At 66.5% G+C, this 18,697-nt stretch carries 15 protein-coding genes and 1 pseudogene; 7 read left to right on the forward strand and 9 right to left on the reverse strand.

Going from position 1 to position 18,697, the window contains the following annotated elements:
* Both PSTAB_RS14515 and PSTAB_RS14520 read right to left on the reverse strand, forming a co-directional pair.
* Complete coding sequence (locus PSTAB_RS14515) at nt 1-702, reverse strand: SDR family NAD(P)-dependent oxidoreductase (RefSeq protein ID WP_013983513.1); 702 nt, start codon at nt 700-702, stop codon at nt 1-3.
* Nucleotides 703-718: 16 nt separating this feature from the next.
* A complete protein-coding gene (locus PSTAB_RS14520; protein WP_013983514.1) occupies nt 719-2,020 on the reverse strand; it encodes an ABC1 kinase family protein in 1,302 nt (433 codons plus the stop codon).
* 410 nt (nt 2,021-2,430) lie between these two features.
* On the opposite strand from PSTAB_RS14520, the gene PSTAB_RS14525 reads away from it, so the two are divergent.
* Nucleotides 2,431-3,957, forward strand: a complete 1,527-nt coding sequence (locus tag PSTAB_RS14525) for an ATPase domain-containing protein (RefSeq protein ID WP_013983515.1) — start codon at nt 2,431-2,433, stop codon at nt 3,955-3,957.
* Nucleotides 3,958-4,039: 82 nt separating this feature from the next.
* Nucleotides 4,040-5,613: pseudogene (locus tag PSTAB_RS22105) on the forward strand (ATP-binding protein).
* Nucleotides 5,614-5,649: 36 nt separating this feature from the next.
* Here PSTAB_RS22105 and PSTAB_RS14535 read toward each other — a convergent pair.
* The 5 genes from PSTAB_RS14535 to PSTAB_RS14555 form a co-directional block, all read right to left on the reverse strand.
* Nucleotides 5,650-5,865: a KTSC domain-containing protein gene (locus tag PSTAB_RS14535; RefSeq protein ID WP_013983516.1), complete on the reverse strand. Its 216-nt coding sequence runs from the start codon at nt 5,863-5,865 to the stop codon at nt 5,650-5,652.
* The gene (locus tag PSTAB_RS14540) at nt 5,862-7,667 is read right to left on the reverse strand and encodes an ABC transporter ATP-binding protein (RefSeq protein ID WP_013983517.1); all 1,806 of its coding nucleotides are present in this window, start codon (nt 7,665-7,667) and stop codon (nt 5,862-5,864) included. Before PSTAB_RS14540 ends, PSTAB_RS14535 begins: the two co-directional genes overlap by 4 nt.
* Nucleotides 7,664-8,818, reverse strand: a complete 1,155-nt coding sequence (locus PSTAB_RS14545; protein WP_013983518.1) for a glycoside hydrolase family 1 protein — start codon at nt 8,816-8,818, stop codon at nt 7,664-7,666. Before PSTAB_RS14545 ends, PSTAB_RS14540 begins: the two co-directional genes overlap by 4 nt.
* 98 nt (nt 8,819-8,916) lie before the next feature.
* Complete coding sequence (gene glf, locus PSTAB_RS14550) at nt 8,917-10,137, reverse strand: UDP-galactopyranose mutase (RefSeq protein WP_013983519.1); 1,221 nt, start codon at nt 10,135-10,137, stop codon at nt 8,917-8,919.
* Nucleotides 10,125-11,309 carry a glycosyltransferase family 1 protein gene (locus PSTAB_RS14555; protein ID WP_013983520.1) on the reverse strand — a complete coding sequence of 395 codons (1,185 nt, stop codon included), beginning with the start codon at nt 11,307-11,309 and terminating at the stop codon, nt 10,125-10,127. The genes glf and PSTAB_RS14555 overlap by 13 nt, the downstream gene beginning before the upstream one ends.
* Before the next feature lie 424 nt (nt 11,310-11,733).
* Between PSTAB_RS14555 and galE the strand changes: the two genes are divergently transcribed.
* Complete coding sequence (gene galE / locus PSTAB_RS14560) at nt 11,734-12,798, forward strand: UDP-glucose 4-epimerase GalE (RefSeq protein WP_011913994.1); 1,065 nt, start codon at nt 11,734-11,736, stop codon at nt 12,796-12,798.
* Between the two features lie 76 nt (nt 12,799-12,874).
* Here the strand turns inward: galE and PSTAB_RS14565 are convergent, their stop codons facing one another.
* On the reverse strand, nt 12,875-13,372 hold the full coding sequence (locus PSTAB_RS14565) for a DUF3060 domain-containing protein (RefSeq protein ID WP_013983521.1): 498 nt from the start codon (nt 13,370-13,372) through the stop codon (nt 12,875-12,877).
* A gap of 177 nt (nt 13,373-13,549) precedes the next feature.
* Nucleotides 13,550-14,440, reverse strand: a complete 891-nt coding sequence (locus PSTAB_RS14570) for a LysR family transcriptional regulator (RefSeq protein WP_013983522.1) — start codon at nt 14,438-14,440, stop codon at nt 13,550-13,552.
* A gap of 125 nt (nt 14,441-14,565) precedes the next feature.
* On the opposite strand from PSTAB_RS14570, the gene trpB reads away from it, so the two are divergent.
* The 4 genes from trpB to PSTAB_RS14590 all read left to right on the forward strand — a co-directional run bounded on the left by trpB (nt 14,566) and on the right by PSTAB_RS14590 (nt 18,690).
* Entirely contained in the window at nt 14,566-15,777 is a 1,212-nt protein-coding gene (trpB, locus tag PSTAB_RS14575) for a tryptophan synthase subunit beta (RefSeq protein ID WP_013983523.1), read from the forward strand.
* Nucleotides 15,774-16,583 carry a tryptophan synthase subunit alpha gene (gene trpA, locus PSTAB_RS14580; RefSeq protein WP_013983524.1) on the forward strand — a complete coding sequence of 270 codons (810 nt, stop codon included), beginning with the start codon at nt 15,774-15,776 and terminating at the stop codon, nt 16,581-16,583. The genes trpB and trpA overlap by 4 nt, the downstream gene beginning before the upstream one ends.
* 384 nt (nt 16,584-16,967) lie before the next feature.
* A complete protein-coding gene (locus PSTAB_RS14585; protein WP_013983525.1) occupies nt 16,968-17,948 on the forward strand; it encodes an isopenicillin N synthase family dioxygenase in 981 nt (326 codons plus the stop codon).
* Nucleotides 17,941-18,690, forward strand: coding sequence for an alpha/beta fold hydrolase (locus PSTAB_RS14590; RefSeq protein ID WP_013983526.1), 750 nt, complete (start codon nt 17,941-17,943; stop codon nt 18,688-18,690). The genes PSTAB_RS14585 and PSTAB_RS14590 overlap by 8 nt, the downstream gene beginning before the upstream one ends.
* The last annotated feature ends 7 nt before the right edge of the window (nt 18,691-18,697 follow it).

Here is an 18,697-nt window from a genome sequence, read left to right on the forward strand (position 1 = left end):
CTACCACGGCAGCACTTCTGCGCTGTATGCATGGAACCCGCCACTCGCCTCGGGCCCCAGGCTGTCGATGACCCTGAGCAGATCCCGCGCGGCATCCGCGGGCGGACGGCCGATTTCGGCGCCACGGAAGGGTCGGGACAGGTCCGAGTTCACCGTGCCCGGGTGCAACGCCAGCAGCACGGCATTGGGCTGGCTGCGGCGCACCTCGATGGACGCCGTCTTGATCAGCATGTTCAGTGCGGCCTTCGAGGCGCGGTAGCTGTACCAGCCGCCAAGACGGTTGTCGCCGATGCTGCCCACCTTGGCAGAGAGCATGGCGAGCACGCCGCGCTGACGGTCCAGCAGCCCGCAGAAGTGACGCAGCAGCAGCGCCGGCCCGAAGGTGTTGATCTGAAAAGTCGCGAGCAGCTGGGCCTGGGAGAGATCGGCAAGGCGCTTTTCCGGCATGAAATCCGCGCCGTGCAGCACGCCGGCAGCGTTGATGATCAGGTGGAATGGCCCCTGCCCCGCCACCGCGTTCGCGGCCCGCTCGATGCTGACCGGATCGGCGAGGTCCAGCGCCGGTTCGGACCCACGACCGAGCGCGATCACCGTCGCGCAGCGCGGGTCGGCCTGCAAGGCAGCGACCAGCGCCGCGCCGATGCTGCCGGAAGCGCCGATGACCAGCGCGCGAAATCCTGGGGGAAATGACTGCAACGGCATGGCGATCTCCGGCGGTTCAGGGGCGCGGGGCACCGCTTCGCCAGCGCTCGATATGCCCGGCGAGCAGGTCGGCGATGGGCAGGCGGGCGCCAAGGCGGTAAAGGTTCCAGTAGTGACCTTCAAGGGTGCGATTGATCAGCAAGGTGCCGGAGGCCGGTTGCAGGCTGCCGAGGGCGGACATCAGCAACGGAAAGAGTTCGGACAGTTGCTGATGCAAGGCTGCTTCGCGGAAGTCCCACTGCGCGCCCGGTTGCAACAACGGGTGCAGCATCAGGTAGATGCGCCGATACAGCCCGTGCGGCGGCATGCTGCCAGGCTGACGTCCGCCGAGCATCTGGAAGCCCGCCTCGAGCGCCTCGCTGGACGTGCCGCGCAGCGCCTCGAAGATCTGTACGTAACCGGCCAGCAGACGCGGTTCCAGGCGCAGCACGCTGCCGAAATCGTAGACCACCAGTTCGCCGCGCTCGGTCCAGGCCAGGTTGCCCGGATGCGGATCGGTGTGCAGCCGCTGCAGACCGAACGCCTGCTCGGCGAGCCACTGGCAGAGGCTTTCGGCCAGGCGCTGGCGGACATCGGCGGGCGCCTGTTCGACCTCGGCCATGGAACGCCCGGGGCGGTCCTCCAGCACCAGCACGCCGGGCCGACAGAGTTCGCTGGCAGCGAAGGGAATGCCGATGCCGGGCCAGCCGCTGAAGTGTGCGCGGAAGGCTTCGAGGTTTTCGCGTTCGGCGGCATAGTCCAGTTCCTCGCCGATAGCTCGCTGCAGCTCGGTGTAGACCGCCTCCAGCCGCGCCGGTGGCGTACCGAACAGACGCCCCAGTGGCATCAGGCGGCGCAACTGGCGCAGGTCCGCTTCGCAGATCGCGTGAATGCCGGGGTACTGGGCCTTCATGATCAACGCCCTGCCCTGGCGATCGCGGGCGCGGTGCACCTGGCCCAGCGAAGCGGCCGCGGCAGGCGTCGGTTCGATGGATTCGAACAGGTCGTAGAGACGGCCGTCATACAGCCGCTGCAGGTTGGCTTCCAGTGCGGCGAACGGCAGCGAGGGCACCTGATTCTGCAGGCGCGCCAGCGCCGCGCTGATGGGTTCGGGCAACAGGTCCTGCCATTGCGAAGCCTGCTGGCCCAGCTTGAGCACCGGGCCTTTCATCTGGCCAAGGGCATCGCCCAGTAGCTCGCCCACCGGCTGCCAGTCGATGCGCGCCTTGCCCGGCGTGATGCGTTGCACCAGCAGATTGCCGGCGATCCGCGCACCGGTGCCGCCCAGCTGCAGAAAGCGGCCGAGCGCCGAAGCCGAGGGGCGCGAGAATCGAGACATGGCGGCTACCTGGGAAGGCAAAGGCTGATCATGGAACAGCCGCGATGTCGATCCAAGGTGCAATGGTTGCAGCCTGTTGCGCACCCGCAGCGAACCTCCCTGCGAAGGCTTCTCGGGGCGCCTGATGGTGCGCCGCCTGAGGACGCGATGACGCCTGCAACGAGCCCGGTCAAATTCCGATATGCGGAACGGCGCGGCAAAAGCCCAGTCGGAATAGATGACTACGCCCCTCGGTTTTCGCTTGCCGAACACGCCTGCCACACGGTCATGGCGAACCGGCACGGGGCTTCTTGCCCGACCGCTTGTGCGGCTTTGACGGGCGCGTTCCATTGCCTCGCGGCGCTCGAAGCGCGAGGTCAGGAACCAGGACACGCAGTCTCCATGAGGCTGCCTGCGTAAGGAGCATGGAAATGACCGATACCCACGATCTTGATTTCCCCATGGATGACGAAGCCCAGCGTATTTCGACGGGCAGCGAAGGGCTGGACAACATCCTCGGCGGTGGCCTGGACCCCAACCGCATGTATCTCTACGAGGGCAGCCCGGGCTCGGGCAAGACCACCATTGCGCTGCAGTTCCTGCTTGAGGGCGTGCGCAGGGGCGAGCGCGTGCTCTACGTGACGCTGTCGGAAACCAAGGCAGAGCTGGAGCTGGTGGCCAAGCGGCACGGCTGGAGCCTGGATGGCATTGATGTGTTCGAACTGGTCAGCCCGGAAACCAGCCTCGATCCGGAGCTGGAGCTGACCGTGCTGCACCCGGCGGAAATGGAGCTCAGCGAAACCACCCAGCAGGTGTTCGACCGCGTCAGCGAAACCAACCCGACGCGGGTGATCTTCGACAGCCTTTCGGAAATGCGTCTGCTGGCCCAAAGCCCGCTGCGCTATCGCCGGCAGGTGCTGGCACTCAAGCACTTCTTCACCACCCGCCGCTGCACGGTGATCCTGCTCGATGACCAGACCTCGGAAATGGGCGACCTGCAGCTGCACTCGATTTCCCATGGGGTCGTCCTGCTGGAGCAGCTGGCCATCGACTATGGCGCCGAACGCAGGCGTCTGCGGGTCATCAAGATGCGCGGCATCCAGTTCCGCGGGGGCTACCACGACTTCGTCATCCGCAAGGGCGGGCTGCAGATCTATCCGCGCCTGATCGCGGCCGAGCATCGCTCCTGCTTTGTCGGCGAGGTGGCCTCCTCCGGCAACGAGATGCTGGACCGGATGCTCGGTGGCGGGCTGGAACGCGGCACCAACGCGCTGCTGGTCGGCGCGGCCGGGGTCGGCAAGTCCTCGCTGGCGCTGACCTATGCGTACGCCGCCTGCCAACGCGGCGAGCAGGTGGCCTTCTTCGTTTTCGACGAGAACATCGGCACCCTGCTGACCCGCGGCCGCGCACTGGGAATGGATATCGAGCCTTGGATCGAACGAGGCCTGCTGCACCTGCAACAGGTCGACCCGGCCGAACTGTCGCCCGGCGAGTTCACCGCCGCGGTGCGCCACAGCGTCGAAGTGCAAGGCGCCGGGCTGGTGGTGCTCGATAGCCTCAACGGCTACCTGCACGCCATGCCGGACGGCAAGTTCCTGGTCCTCCAGATGCACGAGCTGCTGAGTTACCTGGGGCAGAAAGGGGTGGTCACCATCATGGTATTGGCCCAGCATGGGCTGGTTGGCGTAATGGATACCCCAATCGACATCAGCTACCTGAGCGATGCCGTCATCATGCAGCGCTATTTCGAGCATGCCGGCATCATCCGCCGGGCCCTGTCGGTGGTGAAGAAGCGCAGCGGGCGCCACGAGAACACCATCCGCGAATACCGCTTCAGTCCCACCGGCATCCAGGTCGGGCCGCCCCTGAGTCACTTCAACGGCATCCTTTCGGGCACACCGGAATACACCGGCGATGCGGCTCAGCTACTGAAAGACGAGCATGACGACACCTACTAAACGTGACAGCCCCACCGTAGTCGTCTTTGCCCCCATCGGTCGGGACGGCCCCGCCTCGGCCGAGCTGCTCAACCGCAGCGGCATGGAAGCCGTGGTCTGCCACAGCCTCGAGGAAGTGCTCCAGCGCGCGGAAACGGAAGCCGACGCCGTATTCATCGCCGAGGAAGGCCTGTTCGGCCATGACCTCGCGGCTCTGGCCGCCTGGGTCGACCGACAGCCGGCCTGGTCCGATTTTCCCTTCGTGGTGCTCACCAGCAAGCATCAGCAACCGGCCGTGGCCGCCTGGCGCCAGCGCATGGTCGCCGCGCTGCGCAACGTCTCGCTGCTGGAACGTCCGGTGCAGAGCATTACCCTCACCAGTGCCATGAAGGCGGCGCTGCGCGGGCGGCATCGCCAGTACGAGGTGCGCGCACTGCTCGAAGCGCGCGAACGTGCCTCGCACGAGCTCGAAGCGCTGGTGGTCGAACGGACCAGCGAGCTGGAAAAGGCCAACCAGGAACTGCGCACGCAGATGGCCGAACGTACCCGTATCGAGGAGACCCTGCGCCAGGCGCAGAAAATCGAGGCCATCGGCCAGCTCACCGGCGGCATCGCCCATGACTTCAACAACCTGCTGATGGTGATTTCCGGCGGGCTCGACATGCTCGACCGCCGCGCCGATCCCGCACGCCGCGAACGCCTGATGCCGGCATGCGCCAGGCGGCCCAGCGCGGCACATCGCTCACCCGCCAGCTGTTGGCCTTCTCCCGGCGCCAGTCGCTGGCGCCGGAATCCGTCGACCTGGTGCTGCGCATCGGGCGGATGCGCGAGCTGCTCGACCGCAACGTGCACGTGCAGGTGCAGTGCGCCCCGGACCTGTGGCCTGTGGAAGTCGATCCGGGCGAGCTGGAACTGGTGATTCTCAACCTCGCGGTCAACGCCCGCGACGCCATGCCCGATGGCGGCTCGATCCTGATCGAGGCACGCAATGCGCCGGATGAACCGGTCATGGGCCTGCGCGGCGACTTCGTCCGCCTCGCGGTCATCGACGACGGCACCGGTATCCCGGAGGACGTCCGCGCGCGGGTGTTCGATCCCTTCTTCACCACCAAGGAAATCGGCAAGGGCTCGGGGCTCGGCCTGGCCCAGGTCTACGGCTTCGCCCGGCAATCGGGCGGCACCGTCTGGATCGAAAGCGAATGCGGACGCGGCACCAGCGTGATCATGCTGCTGCCGCGTTCGGCGCGTGTACCCGAGCAGCCCGCCGAGGATGAACGCGCCGCCGACGATGCCGCCGACCCTTCCCTCGGCAGCGTGCTGCTGGTGGATGACGACGAGGAAGTGGCCGCGCTGGTGGGCGAGATGCTCGAGCACCTGGGGTACCGCGTCAGCCACGCCGACAGTGCCACCGCTGCGCTGAATGCGCTGGCCAACGGCTGCAAGGTAGACGTCGTGTTCTCCGACGTGATGATGCCAGGTGGCATGAATGGCGTTGAGCTGGCCAGGGAGATTCGTGTGCGCGCCCTGGGCGTTCCGGTGCTGCTCACCAGCGGCTATGCCGAGGCCGCTCAGCAATCGGCTGCGGCCGAGGGGGTGCACGTGCTGGCCAAGCCCTATCGGCTCGAAGACCTGGCCGCCTCGCTGCACGACGCGATCGAGGGCGCGAAGGACGTCTAGATTGCCCTTCCGACCCTGACTGAAGCGGGCGGTGGCTCAGTCGATTCGCCGATAGCGATAGTGCTGCGGCTTGAATACCTGATTGAAATGCCGGCCCAGCGAGTCGGCCTCCAGCAACGCCTGCACCACCTCGGGCGGAACCGCCTCGTAGCGATACAGCGCACCGCTGCTGAATTCCACCTCCAGTATCTGCTGCTCGGGGTCGTAACCCAGCGAGCGCAGGCTGCTCGATTGTAAGGCGACGCGCTTCATGGCCCGCTTGCGGTATCACGGTTGAAGCCCTCGGCCTGCATGCGCCAGAGCCCATCGAACTCGCCGCCGCGGCGGCGCAGCTCCTGTGGCGGGCCGTCCTCGACGATGCGACCGTCGCGCAGCACGATGATGCGGTCGAAGCTCGACAGCGTTGACAGGCGATGTGCCACGGCCACCACCGTCCGGTTGTGCACCAGGTTGTCCAGCGCGGCCTGGATCTCGGCCTCGGACTGAGTATCGAGCGCCGAAGTGGCCTCGTCGAGGATGAGAATCGGCGCATCCTTGAGGAAGGCCCGAGCGATACCCAAGCGCTGGCGCTGGCCGCCCGAGAGCATCACCCCACGCTCGCCGACCAGGGTGTCGTAACCCTGCGGCAGCTCACGGATGAAGCTGTCGCAGAACGCCCGGCGGGCGGCCTGGACCACTTCTTCGTCCGAGGCGTCAGGGCGGCCGTAGCGGATGTTCTCGCGGATGCTGCGATTGAACAGCGCGGTTTCCTGCGGCACCACGGCGATCTTCTCGCGCAGGCTGTCCTGGCTGACGCTGCGGATGTCCTGGCCGTCGAGCAGGATGCGGCCGTGCTGCACATCGTCCAGCCGCTGGATGAGATGGATCAGGGTCGATTTGCCCGCCCCCGAGGAGCCCACCACGCCTACCTTCTGCCCGGCCGGGATATGCAGATCGAGCTGCTCGAACACCATGCCGCGCTCGGGATAACCGAAGCCGACCCCCTCGAAGGTGATGTCGCCTTCGGCGAGCATCAGCTGGGTATCGGTGTCCTCCAGACCGTGGGGCTGGACGATGATGCGCAGGGTGTCGTCGATGGCGCCGAGCTGCTGGGTGGCATCCACCAAAGCCAGCGCCAGGTCGCGCGAGCCGTGCAGGATACGGAAGGTCAGCGCGCTGACCAGCACGACGTCACCGGCGGTCACCGAACCGCCGATCCACAGCTGGATTGCCCAGATCAGCATGCCGCCGGCCATCACCGACAGGCAGATGTCATGCATCACACGGGCCTTTTCCAGGTACATCCAGCTGCGTCGCTGGGCACGGGCCTCGTAGCCGATCTCGTGGGCCAGGCGTTCGGCCTCGCGATCCCGGGCGGAAAAGGCCTTGATCGTCCAGACATTCGACACCGCGTCCACCAGCTCGCCGCCGACCCGCGCCGACTGCGCCGCGAAACGCTGATGCTTGCTGCGCCCGCGGATACCGAAGCCGGTGATCAGCGCCGCGACGATGGCGACGAAGACGATCAGCGCCACCGCCATCTGCCAGCCGACGGTGAACAGCACCACCACGGCGCCAAGGAAGTCGACGATCGGCGGCACGATCTTCCACGCCAGCCCGCCATAGATCGAACCGGCCGCGGCCCCGAGGGCGGAGATGCGATTGCCCAGCGAGCCGGCGAAATGCTCGGTGAAATAGCGCATCGGGTGGCCCGTCAGGTGCTTGAACAGGTCGACGCGGATGTCCACCACGCTGGCCACCACGGTACGGCAACCAAGCCAGCCGCCCAGGCGCCAGAACACGTTCTCGGTGACGATCAGGCCGATGAACAGCCCCAACGGCCACCAGACGTTGGCCGAACCGCGATCCGAGGTGCCCTGCGCCATCGCATCGACCAGCAGCTTCATGCCGTACTGCACGGCCACCGCGCAGCTCGCCGCGCCGATGATCAGTGCCAGCAGGCCGCCGAAATGCCAGGGCCGCGCGCAGATGTAATGCCAGAGAAACGCCACCGGACGGCTGGGCAACGGCAGCTCGTCGGCCTTTGCCTGGGGCACGGCGGCCGCCTGGTTCATGACATCACTGCGGCGAGTTGCGGGGCCGGATTCGACTGGCTGAAGCGCGCCTGCTGCAGGCTCAGCTCATCGGCCAACCCCTGGTGTACGCAGCGCCGGCCGCTTTCGTCGGCAAAACCGAGCAGGCCAACCGGACAGTGTCGCTCGTCCGCCCAGCCCGGATAATCCAGCACCGGATACAGGCAGATGCCCTCCACCGGCACACCGGCCTGCATCGCCAGGCCCGCCTGCTCGCTGACATAGCGCAGCCAATCGCCGCGCAGGTCGCCCTCGGCGCCGGTCTCGGCAATCAGCAGGGGGCGCTTGTAGCGCTGGTGGATCTCGCGCAGGATGCCCTTGAACGGCCGGTAATCCGGGCTGTCCCGCTCGATGGTGCGGCCATCGCCGTGGTACCACTGGTTATCCGAGTAGTAGTTGACGCCGATGATGTCGAGGTACTCCGGCGCACCGCCGAGCCCCGGCCATTGTTCGCCGCAGAGCATGTCCCAGGCCTCGAACTGCGCCTGGCGAAAGCGCTCGGCGTCGCGCTGCGGGCCTGGCCGGTCGTTGCCAGCAACCACATGAATGGCCGGATCGACCTGAACGAAACGCGCCCGCGGATCGACCGCGCGAATCGCCTGCATCGCGGCGATGGTGGCCCGCACCAGCTGGTGCTTGAGTTCGAAGCCGCGGCCGCGCGCCATGGGGTTGAAGTAGGCCTCGTCGCCGCCGGCCCAGGCCCAGAAGGAAATCTCGTTGAGCGGTGCATAGAACGGCACATCGTGGGTCTCGTCCTTGACCAGTTGCGCCACCGCCGCGGCATAACGGGCGAAGCGCTCGACGAACTGCGGCCGCCAGATGTCGATGTCATCCGGCCAGCCGTAATGACACAGGTCCCAGATCACCTGGGTACCCTGGCGCTGGGCGGCCTGCAGCATGGGCAGGAAGCTCGACCAGTCGTACTGCCCCGGCTGGCGCTCGATCAGATGCCAGCGCAGGCCGTCGCGCACGGCATGCAGACCATGGCGGTGCAGTTCGGCGTAGTCGTGCGCGGCCCAGCGGTCATGGCCGGTCGCGGCGAGCAGGTCGAGCCGGCGGCCGTCGCTGCGGCGATGGTTCGAGCACTCGAAACCACCGAGAAAGAAACTCTTGAATACAGAGGGGTGGTGCATCGTTTACCTCTTGGATGACGCCAGCGACCGCAGCGTTAACCGCGCGGCCCGTGCCCGAGCGCACGCGCCTCGGGCTCTTGCATAACGACCGTTGCGCTTCAACCAAGTTGCCCGGCGACCGCCTGCGGCTGGCTGGCGTGCTCGGCTTCCTCGATGCGCTTGTACAGCGCCAGCGCCTGCCCTACCACCTGATCCATGTTGTAGTACTTGTAGGTGCCGAGGCGGCCGACAAAGGTCACGTTCGGCGTTTCGTCCGCCAGCTGCTGATAGCGCTTGTACAGCTCGGCGTTCTCCGGCCGCGGGATCGGGTAGTAGGGATCGCCCTCGGCGGAGGGGTACTCGTAAGTGATGCTGGTCTTCGGGTGGACCTGCCCGGTGAGGTGCTTGTACTCGCTGATGCGTGTGTAGGGCACATCCTCGCTGGGGTAGTTGACCGTCCCCACGGCCTGGAACTGTTCCTGGTCGAGTTGCTTGTGCTCGAACTTCAGCGAGCGGTACGGCAGCTTGCCGAAGCGGTAGTCGAAGTATTCGTCGATCGGGCCGCAGAAGATCAGGTGGTCGTACTGCACCTCGTCGCGGATCTCGCGGTAGTCGGTGTTGAGCACGACCTTGATGTTGGGGTGCGCCAGCATCTTCTCGAACATCTTCGTGTAGCCATGCTTGGGCATCTGCTGGAAGGTGTCGGTGAAGTAGCGGTCGTCGGTGTTGGTGCGCGTGGGGATGCGCGAGGTCACCGACTTGTCCAGCTGCGACGGATCCAGGCCCCACTGCTTGCGGGTGTAGCCGCGGAAGAACTTCCGGTACAGCTCACGGCCGATGCCGTTGATCACCACGTCCTCGCTGGTCTGGATGTTCTCCACCGGCTCGGCGCGGCTGGCGAGAAAGTCGGCCGCTTCCTGTTCGGTGGTCATGTTCAGGCCATAGAGCCTGTTCAGCGTGGTCATGTTGATCGGGATCGGCACTTCCTGGCCATCCACCTGCGCCAGCACGCGATGTTCGTACGGGCGCCACTCGGTGAACTGCGAGAGGTAATCGACGATGCGCTGGGCGTTGGTGTGGAAGATGTGCGGGCCGTAGCGGTGGATCAGCACGCCGGACTCGTCGTGGTAGTCGTAGGCGTTGCCGGCGATATGCGGGCGCCGGTCGACCACCAGCACGCGCTTGTTCAGCCCCGCGGCAAGGCGCTCGGCGAGCACGCTGCCGGCGAAGCCGGCGCCGACGATCAGGTAGTCGAAGCCGCGTCTGCGCGCCTGTGGCTGGTCGCCCGCGCCTGCGCCGAGACGTTCCGGGTTGCTGTCCTGCGGGCTCATATCGCGCATTGCATCTTCTCCTTCATCAGGCTCCAGGTGTGATCCCAGGACATGTCGCCCAGGATCTCGTCGGCCTTGGCCAAGAGACCGTCGCGGTCTTCGGCATTGGCCAGGGCGGCTTCGGTGGCAGCGACGAACGCCTCGGCGCTGTCGGCGATGCGCACGATCCCGGTGTCACCGTAGGTGCGCACCACATCGGTGATCGGCGTGGACACCACCGGGCAGCCGCCGGCGAGGTATTCGGGGGTTTTGGTCGGGCTGATGAAACGGGTCGACTCGTTCAGTGCGAACGGCATGATCGCCACGTCCCAGCCGGACAGGTATTGCGGCAGCTCGTCGTAGGTCTTGCCGCCCAGGTAGTGGATGTTGTCGCGCTGCGGCAGCTCGGCCGGGTCGATCTTCACCACCGGGCCGACCAGCACGATCTGCCAGTCCGGCCGCATGCGCGCGACCTGCTCGATCAGGGCGATGTCCAGACGCTCGTCGATCACGCCGTAGAAGCCCAGGCGCGGATGCGGGATCTCTGCCTGATCGTCCGGATCGTGCTGCGGGCGGCGCGCGGCGGCGAAGTGCTCGACATCGACGCTGCTGGGGAACGGGTGAGCGTTGTCGTGGCGCTGGCGCTTGGCTTCATAGAGGCTGTAGCCGCCGGTGAACACCAGGTTGGCCCGGCACATCAGTTCCACCTCGCGCTCCACCAGTTCCGGCGGCGCGCCGCGGAACGCCGAGAGCTCGTCCATGCAGTCGTAGACGATCAGGCCGGGCGCCAGGTGATCGGAGAACGCCAGGCTCATCGGCGTGTAGTACCAGAGCAGCAGGTCGCTGACGCCGAGTTTTTCCAGGTAGCCATCGAGCAACTGGCGCTGCACGCGGGTCGCATCCTCCCCCTCGCAGCCGGCCGGCAGGCGCGGGATCAGCACCTGCACGCCATTCTCCTCGGGACGCACTTCAAGCCAGGGCTCGGCATCCTCGGTGGGGATCGGTTCCTCATGGAAGAGCACGTTGTAGTCGCGGGCAAAACGCGACATCAGGTGTTGCGGGCGCTGGTAGACGAAGCTCCAGCGCAGATGCGACAGACACAGCAGGGTCGGAACCTGATCGTCGAAGACCACTTCGGCCGGTACCTGTTGCGCGTTGCGGGATTTGCGGATGTCGTATTGGAACGGGCCGGCCCAGCTCATCTAGCACCTCGTTTTCGGTGGCGGCGGCCAGGCCTCCCATGCCCGTTCAACCGTCACTTGAAAAGCCAGCGCTGCCCTGCGTAAGGCGTATCGATTCGAGGCGACAGCGAGGCTCGCAAAACCCTGCAACCCGCGCCGCCTGCCGGGTAGTGGACGGCAATCAGCGGTACGGGTTCCCGCCAATCATCCGATTGCACAGGCCGTCGACCGGCTGGCGGGTGAATTGAACTCGCTCGGACGTTGCCCCGTCCCTATCAGCAGGACGCCTGATTTAAACCGGCATCGGAACCCTCGCGCGCAGCTCGCCGTCGCCGTCCCGTTCCGCTTCGCCGAACCCAAATTACGGAGACTCATGCAGCGCCAGCCATGGCCACCCGCAGTGTCCCGAGCGTGTCGAAAGACTGCGAACTTCGGAGGTAGACAGATGATTCTGGTGACAGGAGGGGCCGGTTACATCGGCTCACACGCGGTGCTCGAACTGCTGCAGGCCGGGCATGAGGTGCTGGTACTGGACAACCTGTGCAACAGCTCGCAGCTGGCTCTGGACCGTGTGGAGCAACTGGCCGGCCGGCCACTGCACTTCGTCAAGGGCGACGTGCGCAATCGCTCGCTGCTCAAGGCGCTCTTCGCTGCCTACCCGATCACTGCGGTGATGCACTTCGCCGGCCTGAAGGCGGTTGGCGAGAGCGTGCGCGAGCCGCTGCGCTACTACGAAACCAATGTCGGCGGCAGCATCGCGCTGTGCCAAGCCATGGCCGAAGCCGGAGTGTTCAAGCTGGTGTTCAGCTCCTCGGCCACCGTCTATGGCGAGTCGCCGGTGATGCCCATCACCGAGGATCGTCCCACTGGCGTGCCGACCAACCCCTACGGCCAGTCCAAACTGATGGCCGAGAACGTGCTTAAGGGCCTGGCCGACTCCGACCCGCGCTGGTCCATCGCGCTGCTGCGCTACTTCAACCCTATCGGCGCCCATGAGTCGGGGCTGATCGGCGAAGACCCCAACGGCGTGCCGAACAACCTGCTGCCGTACATGCTGCAGGTGGCGGTGGGTCGGCGAAAGCAGCTCAGCGTCTACGGCGACGACTATCCGACGCCAGATGGCACCGGCATCCGCGATTACATCCATGTGGTGGACCTGGTCAAAGGCCATTTGAAGGCGCTGGAGCGTCTTAATCTCGTGCACGGCGCGCAGGTGTGGAACCTCGGCGCCGGCAAGGGCCATTCGGTGCGCGAAATGATCACAGCCTTCGAGGAAGTCACCGGGCGCCCGTTGCCCCACGTGATCAAGCCACGCCGTGCCGGCGACATCGCCCAGTGCTGGTCCGACCCGAGCAAGGCCGAGCGCGAGCTTGGCTGGCGCGCCGAAAAGGACCTGATCACCATGCTCGCCGACGCCTGGCGCTGGCAGAGCCGCAACCCTCGCGGTTATGCCGCCGACAAGGTCGCCGCGGCGGACGCGGAAACCACGCAGACCGCTCTGGCCAGCTGAACGGCCCCCGCGCGGCCCGCCTCGGGCTGCGCAAGCCGCCCGCGAGCGACCATCGCTCCCAGCGTATCGCCAATTGCTATTGGCGGACGATCCGGTGGCCAACGCCGGACGAGGAGATCGCCGGCTCGTCGCCGCTCCAGTTCAGCTGGTTGTCGACGCCATTGAGGGTGATCTGAACGGGCCCGTCGAACCGCAGGTCCAGCTCGTGCTCGGCACCATCGATCTCGACGATCGCCGTCTGTCCATCACCGACCACTGCGCCACGCACACGATTCTTGGCGGTGTCGACCATGAGCCGGGCTACGGACGTCGCCGATACGCTGATGTCCATGCCGGAAATCTCCAGCGCGGTCGCGGTACCAAGGCTGACCTTGTGATCCGTGCCATATACCTGCACCACGCCGCAATCGCCGGTCAGGCTGATGGTGTTGGCGTTGCCGGAGATGTTCACGTCCCGTCCGCCACAGCGGATGTCCCTGGACAGTTCGATTCCATCGAACTCAAGTGGCTGGGCCTGAGCGGTAACGGCCAGCAGCAGACCAGCCACCAGTGCAGCACATGCGCAACGATTCATTCGCAAAGTTCCTTTTGAGCCGAAACAGAAGGCATCGGAACCGCTCCGCTGCCGTGCGGCTAGGACTCGATGGCCGATGCCGAGTTCAACGCCGGCATGGCCAGCGCGCGACGCCGGAAGCTGCACGTCGACAGCAAGGCCACCGTGGTGGCATTAGCCGTGTCGGTTATGCGTAGCTCACTGCCGCTCCAGCTCGTTGCGCAACCACTCCGCCAGACGCTCGGCACGCCTGTCCACTCGCCGTGCCGGTACCCAGAGCGCCAGTCTGGCGCGGGTCTCGACGAAGCCCCAGGGCGCCAGCAGACGTCTCTGGCGCAGGTCGTCGGCCACCAGCTGCTGTGGCGCGATGGCCACGCCGAGGCCGGCCAGCGCCGCTTCCAGCAGGAAATACAGGTGTTCGAAGCTCTGCCCCAGACGCAGCCGCGCCGGATCCAGCCCCTGCTGACGTGCCCAGTTCGGCCAGGCCTGCGGCCGCGAGGCGGTGTGCAGCAGCGTCTCGTCGAGCACAGCCGACGGCGGCGCGCCGCGAAGGTCGGTACAGCGTGGATGATAGGGGCTGAGCACCGGGCCGATGCGCTCGGCGGCCAGCTCGAACACCTGCATGTCCGCCGGCCAGGGCGGTTCGGCGTACCACAGCGTGGCATCCAGCCCCGGCTTGCGCGGGTCCAGCTCACCTTCGCTGGCCGACAGTTGCAGGCGCAATTCCGGCAGGTCGCGATTGAGCCGATCCAGCCGCGGAATGAACCAGCGCGCCAGCAGACTGCCCGGGCAACCGAGCACGAACGGCGCCTCGGCGGTCTGGCGCTGCAGCTCGGCGCAGGTGCTGCGCAGACGCTCGAAGGCTTCGCTGGCGGCATCACGCAGCCGCGCACCGGCATCGGTGAGTTTTACGCCGCGCCCTTCCTTGACGAACAGGCCGACGCCAAGCTGCTCTTCGAGCTGCTTGACCTGCCGACTGATCGCGCCGTGGGTCACGTGCAGCTCGCGCGCCGCTTCGCTCAGACTGCCCAGCCGGGCGGCAGCCTCGAAGGCTCGCAATGCGTTGAGAGGAGGTAGATCGCGCGCCATATCCGTGAGTTTTCCTGACAGGTTGCGTCGATCTTATCGCTTTTATCCGGGCGGCCATAGCCGTACCCTGACGCCATCGCATCTGCCGGCCCGCGCTCGGCAGCCCGCCTACACAGGAGTCCGACATGACCTCATACCGCAACGGCCCTGATGCCAAGGGCCTGTTCGGCCACTTCGGTGGTCAGTACGTCGCCGAAACGCTGATGCCGCTCATCCACGAGCTGGCCGCCGAGTACGAAAAAGCCAAGGCCGACCCCGAGTTCGCCAAGGAGCTCGCCTACTTCCAGCGCGACTACGTGGGCCGCCCCTCGCCGCTGTACTTCGCCGAGCGCCTGACCGAACACTGCGGCGGCGCGAAGATCTACCTCAAGCGCGAAGAGCTCAACCACACCGGCGCGCACAAGATCAACAACTGCATCGGCCAGATCCTGCTGGCCAAGCGCATGGGCAAGCAGCGCATCATCGCCGAGACCGGCGCCGGCATGCACGGCGTGGCCACTGCCTCCGTGGCCGCGCGCTTCGGCATGCAGTGCGTGATCTACATGGGCACCACCGACATCGACCGCCAGCAGGCCAACGTCTTCCGCATGAAGCTCCTGGGCGCCGAAGTGATTCCGGTCACCGCCGGCACCGGCACCCTGAAGGACGCGATGAACGAAGCCCTGCGCGACTGGGTGACCAACGTCCACAACACCTTCTACCTGATCGGCACCGTCGCCGGGCCGCACCCCTACCCCGCCATGGTCCGCGACTTCCAGGCCGTGATCGGCAAGGAAACCCGCGAGCAGATGATGGAAAAGGAAGGTCGCCTGCCCGACTCGCTGGTGGCCTGTATCGGTGGCGGCTCCAATGCCATGGGCCTGTTCCATCCGTTCCTGGATGACGCCAGTGTGAAGATCATCGGCGTCGAGGCGGCCGGGCACGGTATCGAGACCGGCCAGCACGCGGCGAGCCTGAACGGTGGCGTACCCGGCGTACTGCACGGCAACCGCACCTTCCTCCTGCAGAACGAGGATGGCCAGATCATCGACGCCCACTCGATCTCCGCCGGCCTGGACTACCCCGGCATCGGCCCGGAACACGCCTGGCTGCACGACATCGGCCGCGTCGAGTACACCTCGATCACCGACAAGGAAGCGCTCAAGGCTTTCCACACCTGCTGCCGCCTGGAAGGCATCATCCCGGCGCTGGAGTCCTCCCACGCGCTGGCTGAAGTATTCAAGCGCGCGCCTGGTCTGCCGAAGGATCACCTGATGGTGGTCAACCTCTCCGGCCGCGGCGACAAGGACATGCAGACCGTCATGCACCACTACGACGAACAGGAAGAACATATATGAGCCGCCTGCAGACGCGCTTCGACGAGCTGAAACAACAGAACCGCGCCGCACTGGTGACCTTCATCACCGCCGGCGATCCGGACTACGCCACCTCGCTGCAGATCCTCAAGGGCCTGCCGGCCGCGGGTGCCGACGTCATCGAACTGGGCATGCCCTTCACCGACCCGATGGCCGACGGCCCGGCGATCCAGCTGGCCAACATCCGCGCCCTGGCCGCCAAGCAGGACCTGGCCAAGACGCTGCAGATGGTTCGTGAATTCCGCCAGGACGACCAGACCACCCCGATCGTGCTGATGGGCTACTTCAACCCCATCCACAAGATGGGCGTGGAGCGCTTCATCGCCGAGGCGGTGGAAGCCGGCGTCGACGGCCTGATCGTGGTCGACCTGCCGCCGGAGCACAACGAAGACCTCTGCGACCCGGCCCAGGCCGCGGGCATCGACTTCATCCGCCTGACCACCCCGACCACTGATGACAAGCGCCTGCCGGTGGTACTCAACGGCAGCTCCGGCTTCGTCTATTACGTCTCGGTGGCCGGCGTGACCGGTGCCGGTTCGGCGACGCTCGAGCATGTCGAGGAAGCCGTGGCGCGCCTCAAGCGCCATACCGAGCTGCCGGTTTGCGTCGGCTTCGGCATCCGCACGCCGGAACAGGCCGCCGCCATCGCCCGGCTGACCGAAGGGGTGGTAGTGGGCTCGGCGCTGATCGATCAGATCGCCAATGCCAAGAGCAACGCACAGGCCGTCGAAGGCGTGCTGGAACTGTGCCGCCAGATCAGTACCGGCGTGCGCAGCGCCCGCGCCTGACCGCACCGTCGCCCTAAAAAGCACCGCCGCCCGGCCGATCCGGGCGGCGGTTTTTTTTGCCTGTGTTCTTGGGCAAGGTCGACTCGGCTGCCGTGCACAGCGCTTTACCCTTCTAAAAAAATCAGCCCCGCCTGCGCTGCCCTCGATGCACCTGAACGGTGCGCAAGGACGTGGGATTTCCGCGCTCTGCGTCCCTTTGCCAGACATGGCGCAGGCCGGCTTACGCACCACAGCGAAGCAGCGGTTGCCTCGAGAAAAGGCACCCACCGCTGTTGCCGAAACGGCATCGGCGTGCTCGATATTCTCTGCTTTTGAGTACAAGCGACGCGCCGGATACTGCGCTCGCCGGTCGCCATTCCGCGGTCGGCAGAGCAGGATCGAGTCATGAACGAATCCCTTTGCGCCCGCCATCTCGAAGCCGCCGCGCTGCCGCTGATCGACATCGCCGGGCTGTTTTCTCCCGATCTCGACGAGCGCGCCGCCGTGGCCAAACGCATCGGTGCGGCCTGTCGCGAGGTCGGTTTCTTCTGTATCGCCAACCACGGCGTCGACGCGGCGCTGCAGCAGGCGGTGTTCGAGCAGGCGCGGGCCTTCTTTGCCCTGCCGGAACCCGGCAAGCGCGCCCTGGACAAGGTGTTCTCGAAGGCCAATCGCGGCTATGAGCCGTTGCGCGGGCAGGTGCTGGAAGCCGGTGCGCCGGCCGATCTCAAGGAAGGCTTCTACATCGGCGAGGAGCTGGCCGAGGACGACCCGCGGGTACTGGCCGGGCGTTTCAACCACGGCGCCAACCAGTGGCCGAGCGAGCTCGCGGAGTTTCGCCCGACGATGGAGCGCTATCGCGACGCGATGAATGCGCTGGCGAATCGGCTGATGGCGGCCATCGCGCTGTCGCTGCAACTGCCGGAGGATCATTTCGCCGGCTTCTGCCGCGACTCCATGAGCACCCTGCGCCTGCTGCATTACCCGCCGCAGCCGGCCAATGCCGCGCCCGGCGAAAAGGGCTGTGGCGCGCATACCGATTTCGGCGGGCTGACGCTGCTTCTGCAGGACGAGAACCCCGGCCTGCAGGTCTGGGATCGCCACAGCAAGAGCTGGATTCACGCAGTGCCCGTGCCCGGCACCTATGTGGTCAATTTGGGCGACATGATCGCCCGCTGGACCAACGACCAGTACCGTTCGACGCTGCACCGGGTGGTCAACATGTCCGGACGCGAGCGCTACAGCGTGCCGTTCTTCTTCAGCGGCAACCCGGACCATGTGGTCGAGTGCCTGCCGACCTGCCTCGCGCCCGGCGAGGCGCCGCGCTACCCCGCGGTGACGGTGGAAGAGCACCACCGCGAGATGTACCGGAGGACCTATGGCTGATGTCGTCCTCATCCACGGGGCCTGGGCCGGTAGCTGGGTCTGGGATTCGCTGCAGGATGGCCTGCGCGATGCCGGCCACCGACCGCATGCGGTCGACCTGCCGGGCAACGGCAGCGACGCCACGCCGCTCGCCGAGGTCTCGCTGCAGCGCTACGTCGAACACGTCGGCGCGCTGATCGAGACGCTGCCCGGCCCGATCCATCTGGTCGCGCATTCCGGCGGCGGCATCACCGCCACTGCCGTGGCCGAACGTTATGCCGAGCGCATCGCCGGGGTCACCTATGTCGCCGGCATGATGCTGCCCAGCGGCATGGGCTTTGGCGAACTCTGTGCCGAGCTCGCCCGCGACTTTCCCGAGGTCGGCGGCATCGGCCCCTATCTCGAGGCCGCGCCCGGCGGCAGCCGCGTACCGGGCGATGCCGCCTGCGCCCTGTTCTTTCACGATGCACCGGCACAGGCCGCGATCACTGCCGCGCGCCGCCTGACGGTGCAGCCCGACGGCGGCCGCGATATCGCCGCACAGTGGACGGCCGCGCGTTTCGGTCGTCTGCCGCGGCTGTATATCGAAGCCACGAAGGACCGCTCCGTGCTGCCACGGGTGCAGCAGCGCATGCAGCAACTGGTGCCGGGTGCCGAGCGCGTGCGCCTCGATTGTGGCCATGCGCCGCAACTGGCCATGCCCGACGCGCTGCTCGCCGCCCTGCTGGATTTCTTCGCGCGCCAACCACATCCCGTGCGCTGACCCGTTT

Source organism: Stutzerimonas stutzeri, assembly GCF_000219605.1.
In the GTDB taxonomy this organism is placed as follows: Bacteria; Pseudomonadota; Gammaproteobacteria; order Pseudomonadales; family Pseudomonadaceae; genus Stutzerimonas; species Stutzerimonas stutzeri.

Excerpts from the sequence above, each read along its gene's own strand:
- PSTAB_RS14515 (WP_013983513.1), bottom strand. The coding sequence starts at position 702 with ATGCCGTTGCAGTCATTTCCCCCAGGATTTCGCGCGCTGGTCATCGGC.
- PSTAB_RS14520 (WP_013983514.1), bottom strand. The coding sequence starts at position 2,020 with ATGTCTCGATTCTCGCGCCCCTCGGCTTCGGCGCTCGGCCGCTTTCTG.
- PSTAB_RS14525 (WP_013983515.1), top strand. The coding sequence starts at position 2,431 with ATGACCGATACCCACGATCTTGATTTCCCCATGGATGACGAAGCCCAG.
- PSTAB_RS14535 (WP_013983516.1), bottom strand. The coding sequence starts at position 5,865 with ATGAAGCGCGTCGCCTTACAATCGAGCAGCCTGCGCTCGCTGGGTTAC.
- PSTAB_RS14540 (WP_013983517.1), bottom strand. The coding sequence starts at position 7,667 with ATGAACCAGGCGGCCGCCGTGCCCCAGGCAAAGGCCGACGAGCTGCCG.
- PSTAB_RS14545 (WP_013983518.1), bottom strand. The coding sequence starts at position 8,818 with ATGCACCACCCCTCTGTATTCAAGAGTTTCTTTCTCGGTGGTTTCGAG.
- glf (WP_013983519.1), bottom strand. The coding sequence starts at position 10,137 with ATGCGCGATATGAGCCCGCAGGACAGCAACCCGGAACGTCTCGGCGCA.
- PSTAB_RS14555 (WP_013983520.1), bottom strand. The coding sequence starts at position 11,309 with ATGAGCTGGGCCGGCCCGTTCCAATACGACATCCGCAAATCCCGCAAC.
- galE (WP_011913994.1), top strand. The coding sequence starts at position 11,734 with ATGATTCTGGTGACAGGAGGGGCCGGTTACATCGGCTCACACGCGGTG.
- PSTAB_RS14565 (WP_013983521.1), bottom strand. The coding sequence starts at position 13,372 with ATGAATCGTTGCGCATGTGCTGCACTGGTGGCTGGTCTGCTGCTGGCC.
- PSTAB_RS14570 (WP_013983522.1), bottom strand. The coding sequence starts at position 14,440 with ATGGCGCGCGATCTACCTCCTCTCAACGCATTGCGAGCCTTCGAGGCT.
- trpB (WP_013983523.1), top strand. The coding sequence starts at position 14,566 with ATGACCTCATACCGCAACGGCCCTGATGCCAAGGGCCTGTTCGGCCAC.
- trpA (WP_013983524.1), top strand. The coding sequence starts at position 15,774 with ATGAGCCGCCTGCAGACGCGCTTCGACGAGCTGAAACAACAGAACCGC.
- PSTAB_RS14585 (WP_013983525.1), top strand. The coding sequence starts at position 16,968 with ATGAACGAATCCCTTTGCGCCCGCCATCTCGAAGCCGCCGCGCTGCCG.
- PSTAB_RS14590 (WP_013983526.1), top strand. The coding sequence starts at position 17,941 with ATGGCTGATGTCGTCCTCATCCACGGGGCCTGGGCCGGTAGCTGGGTC.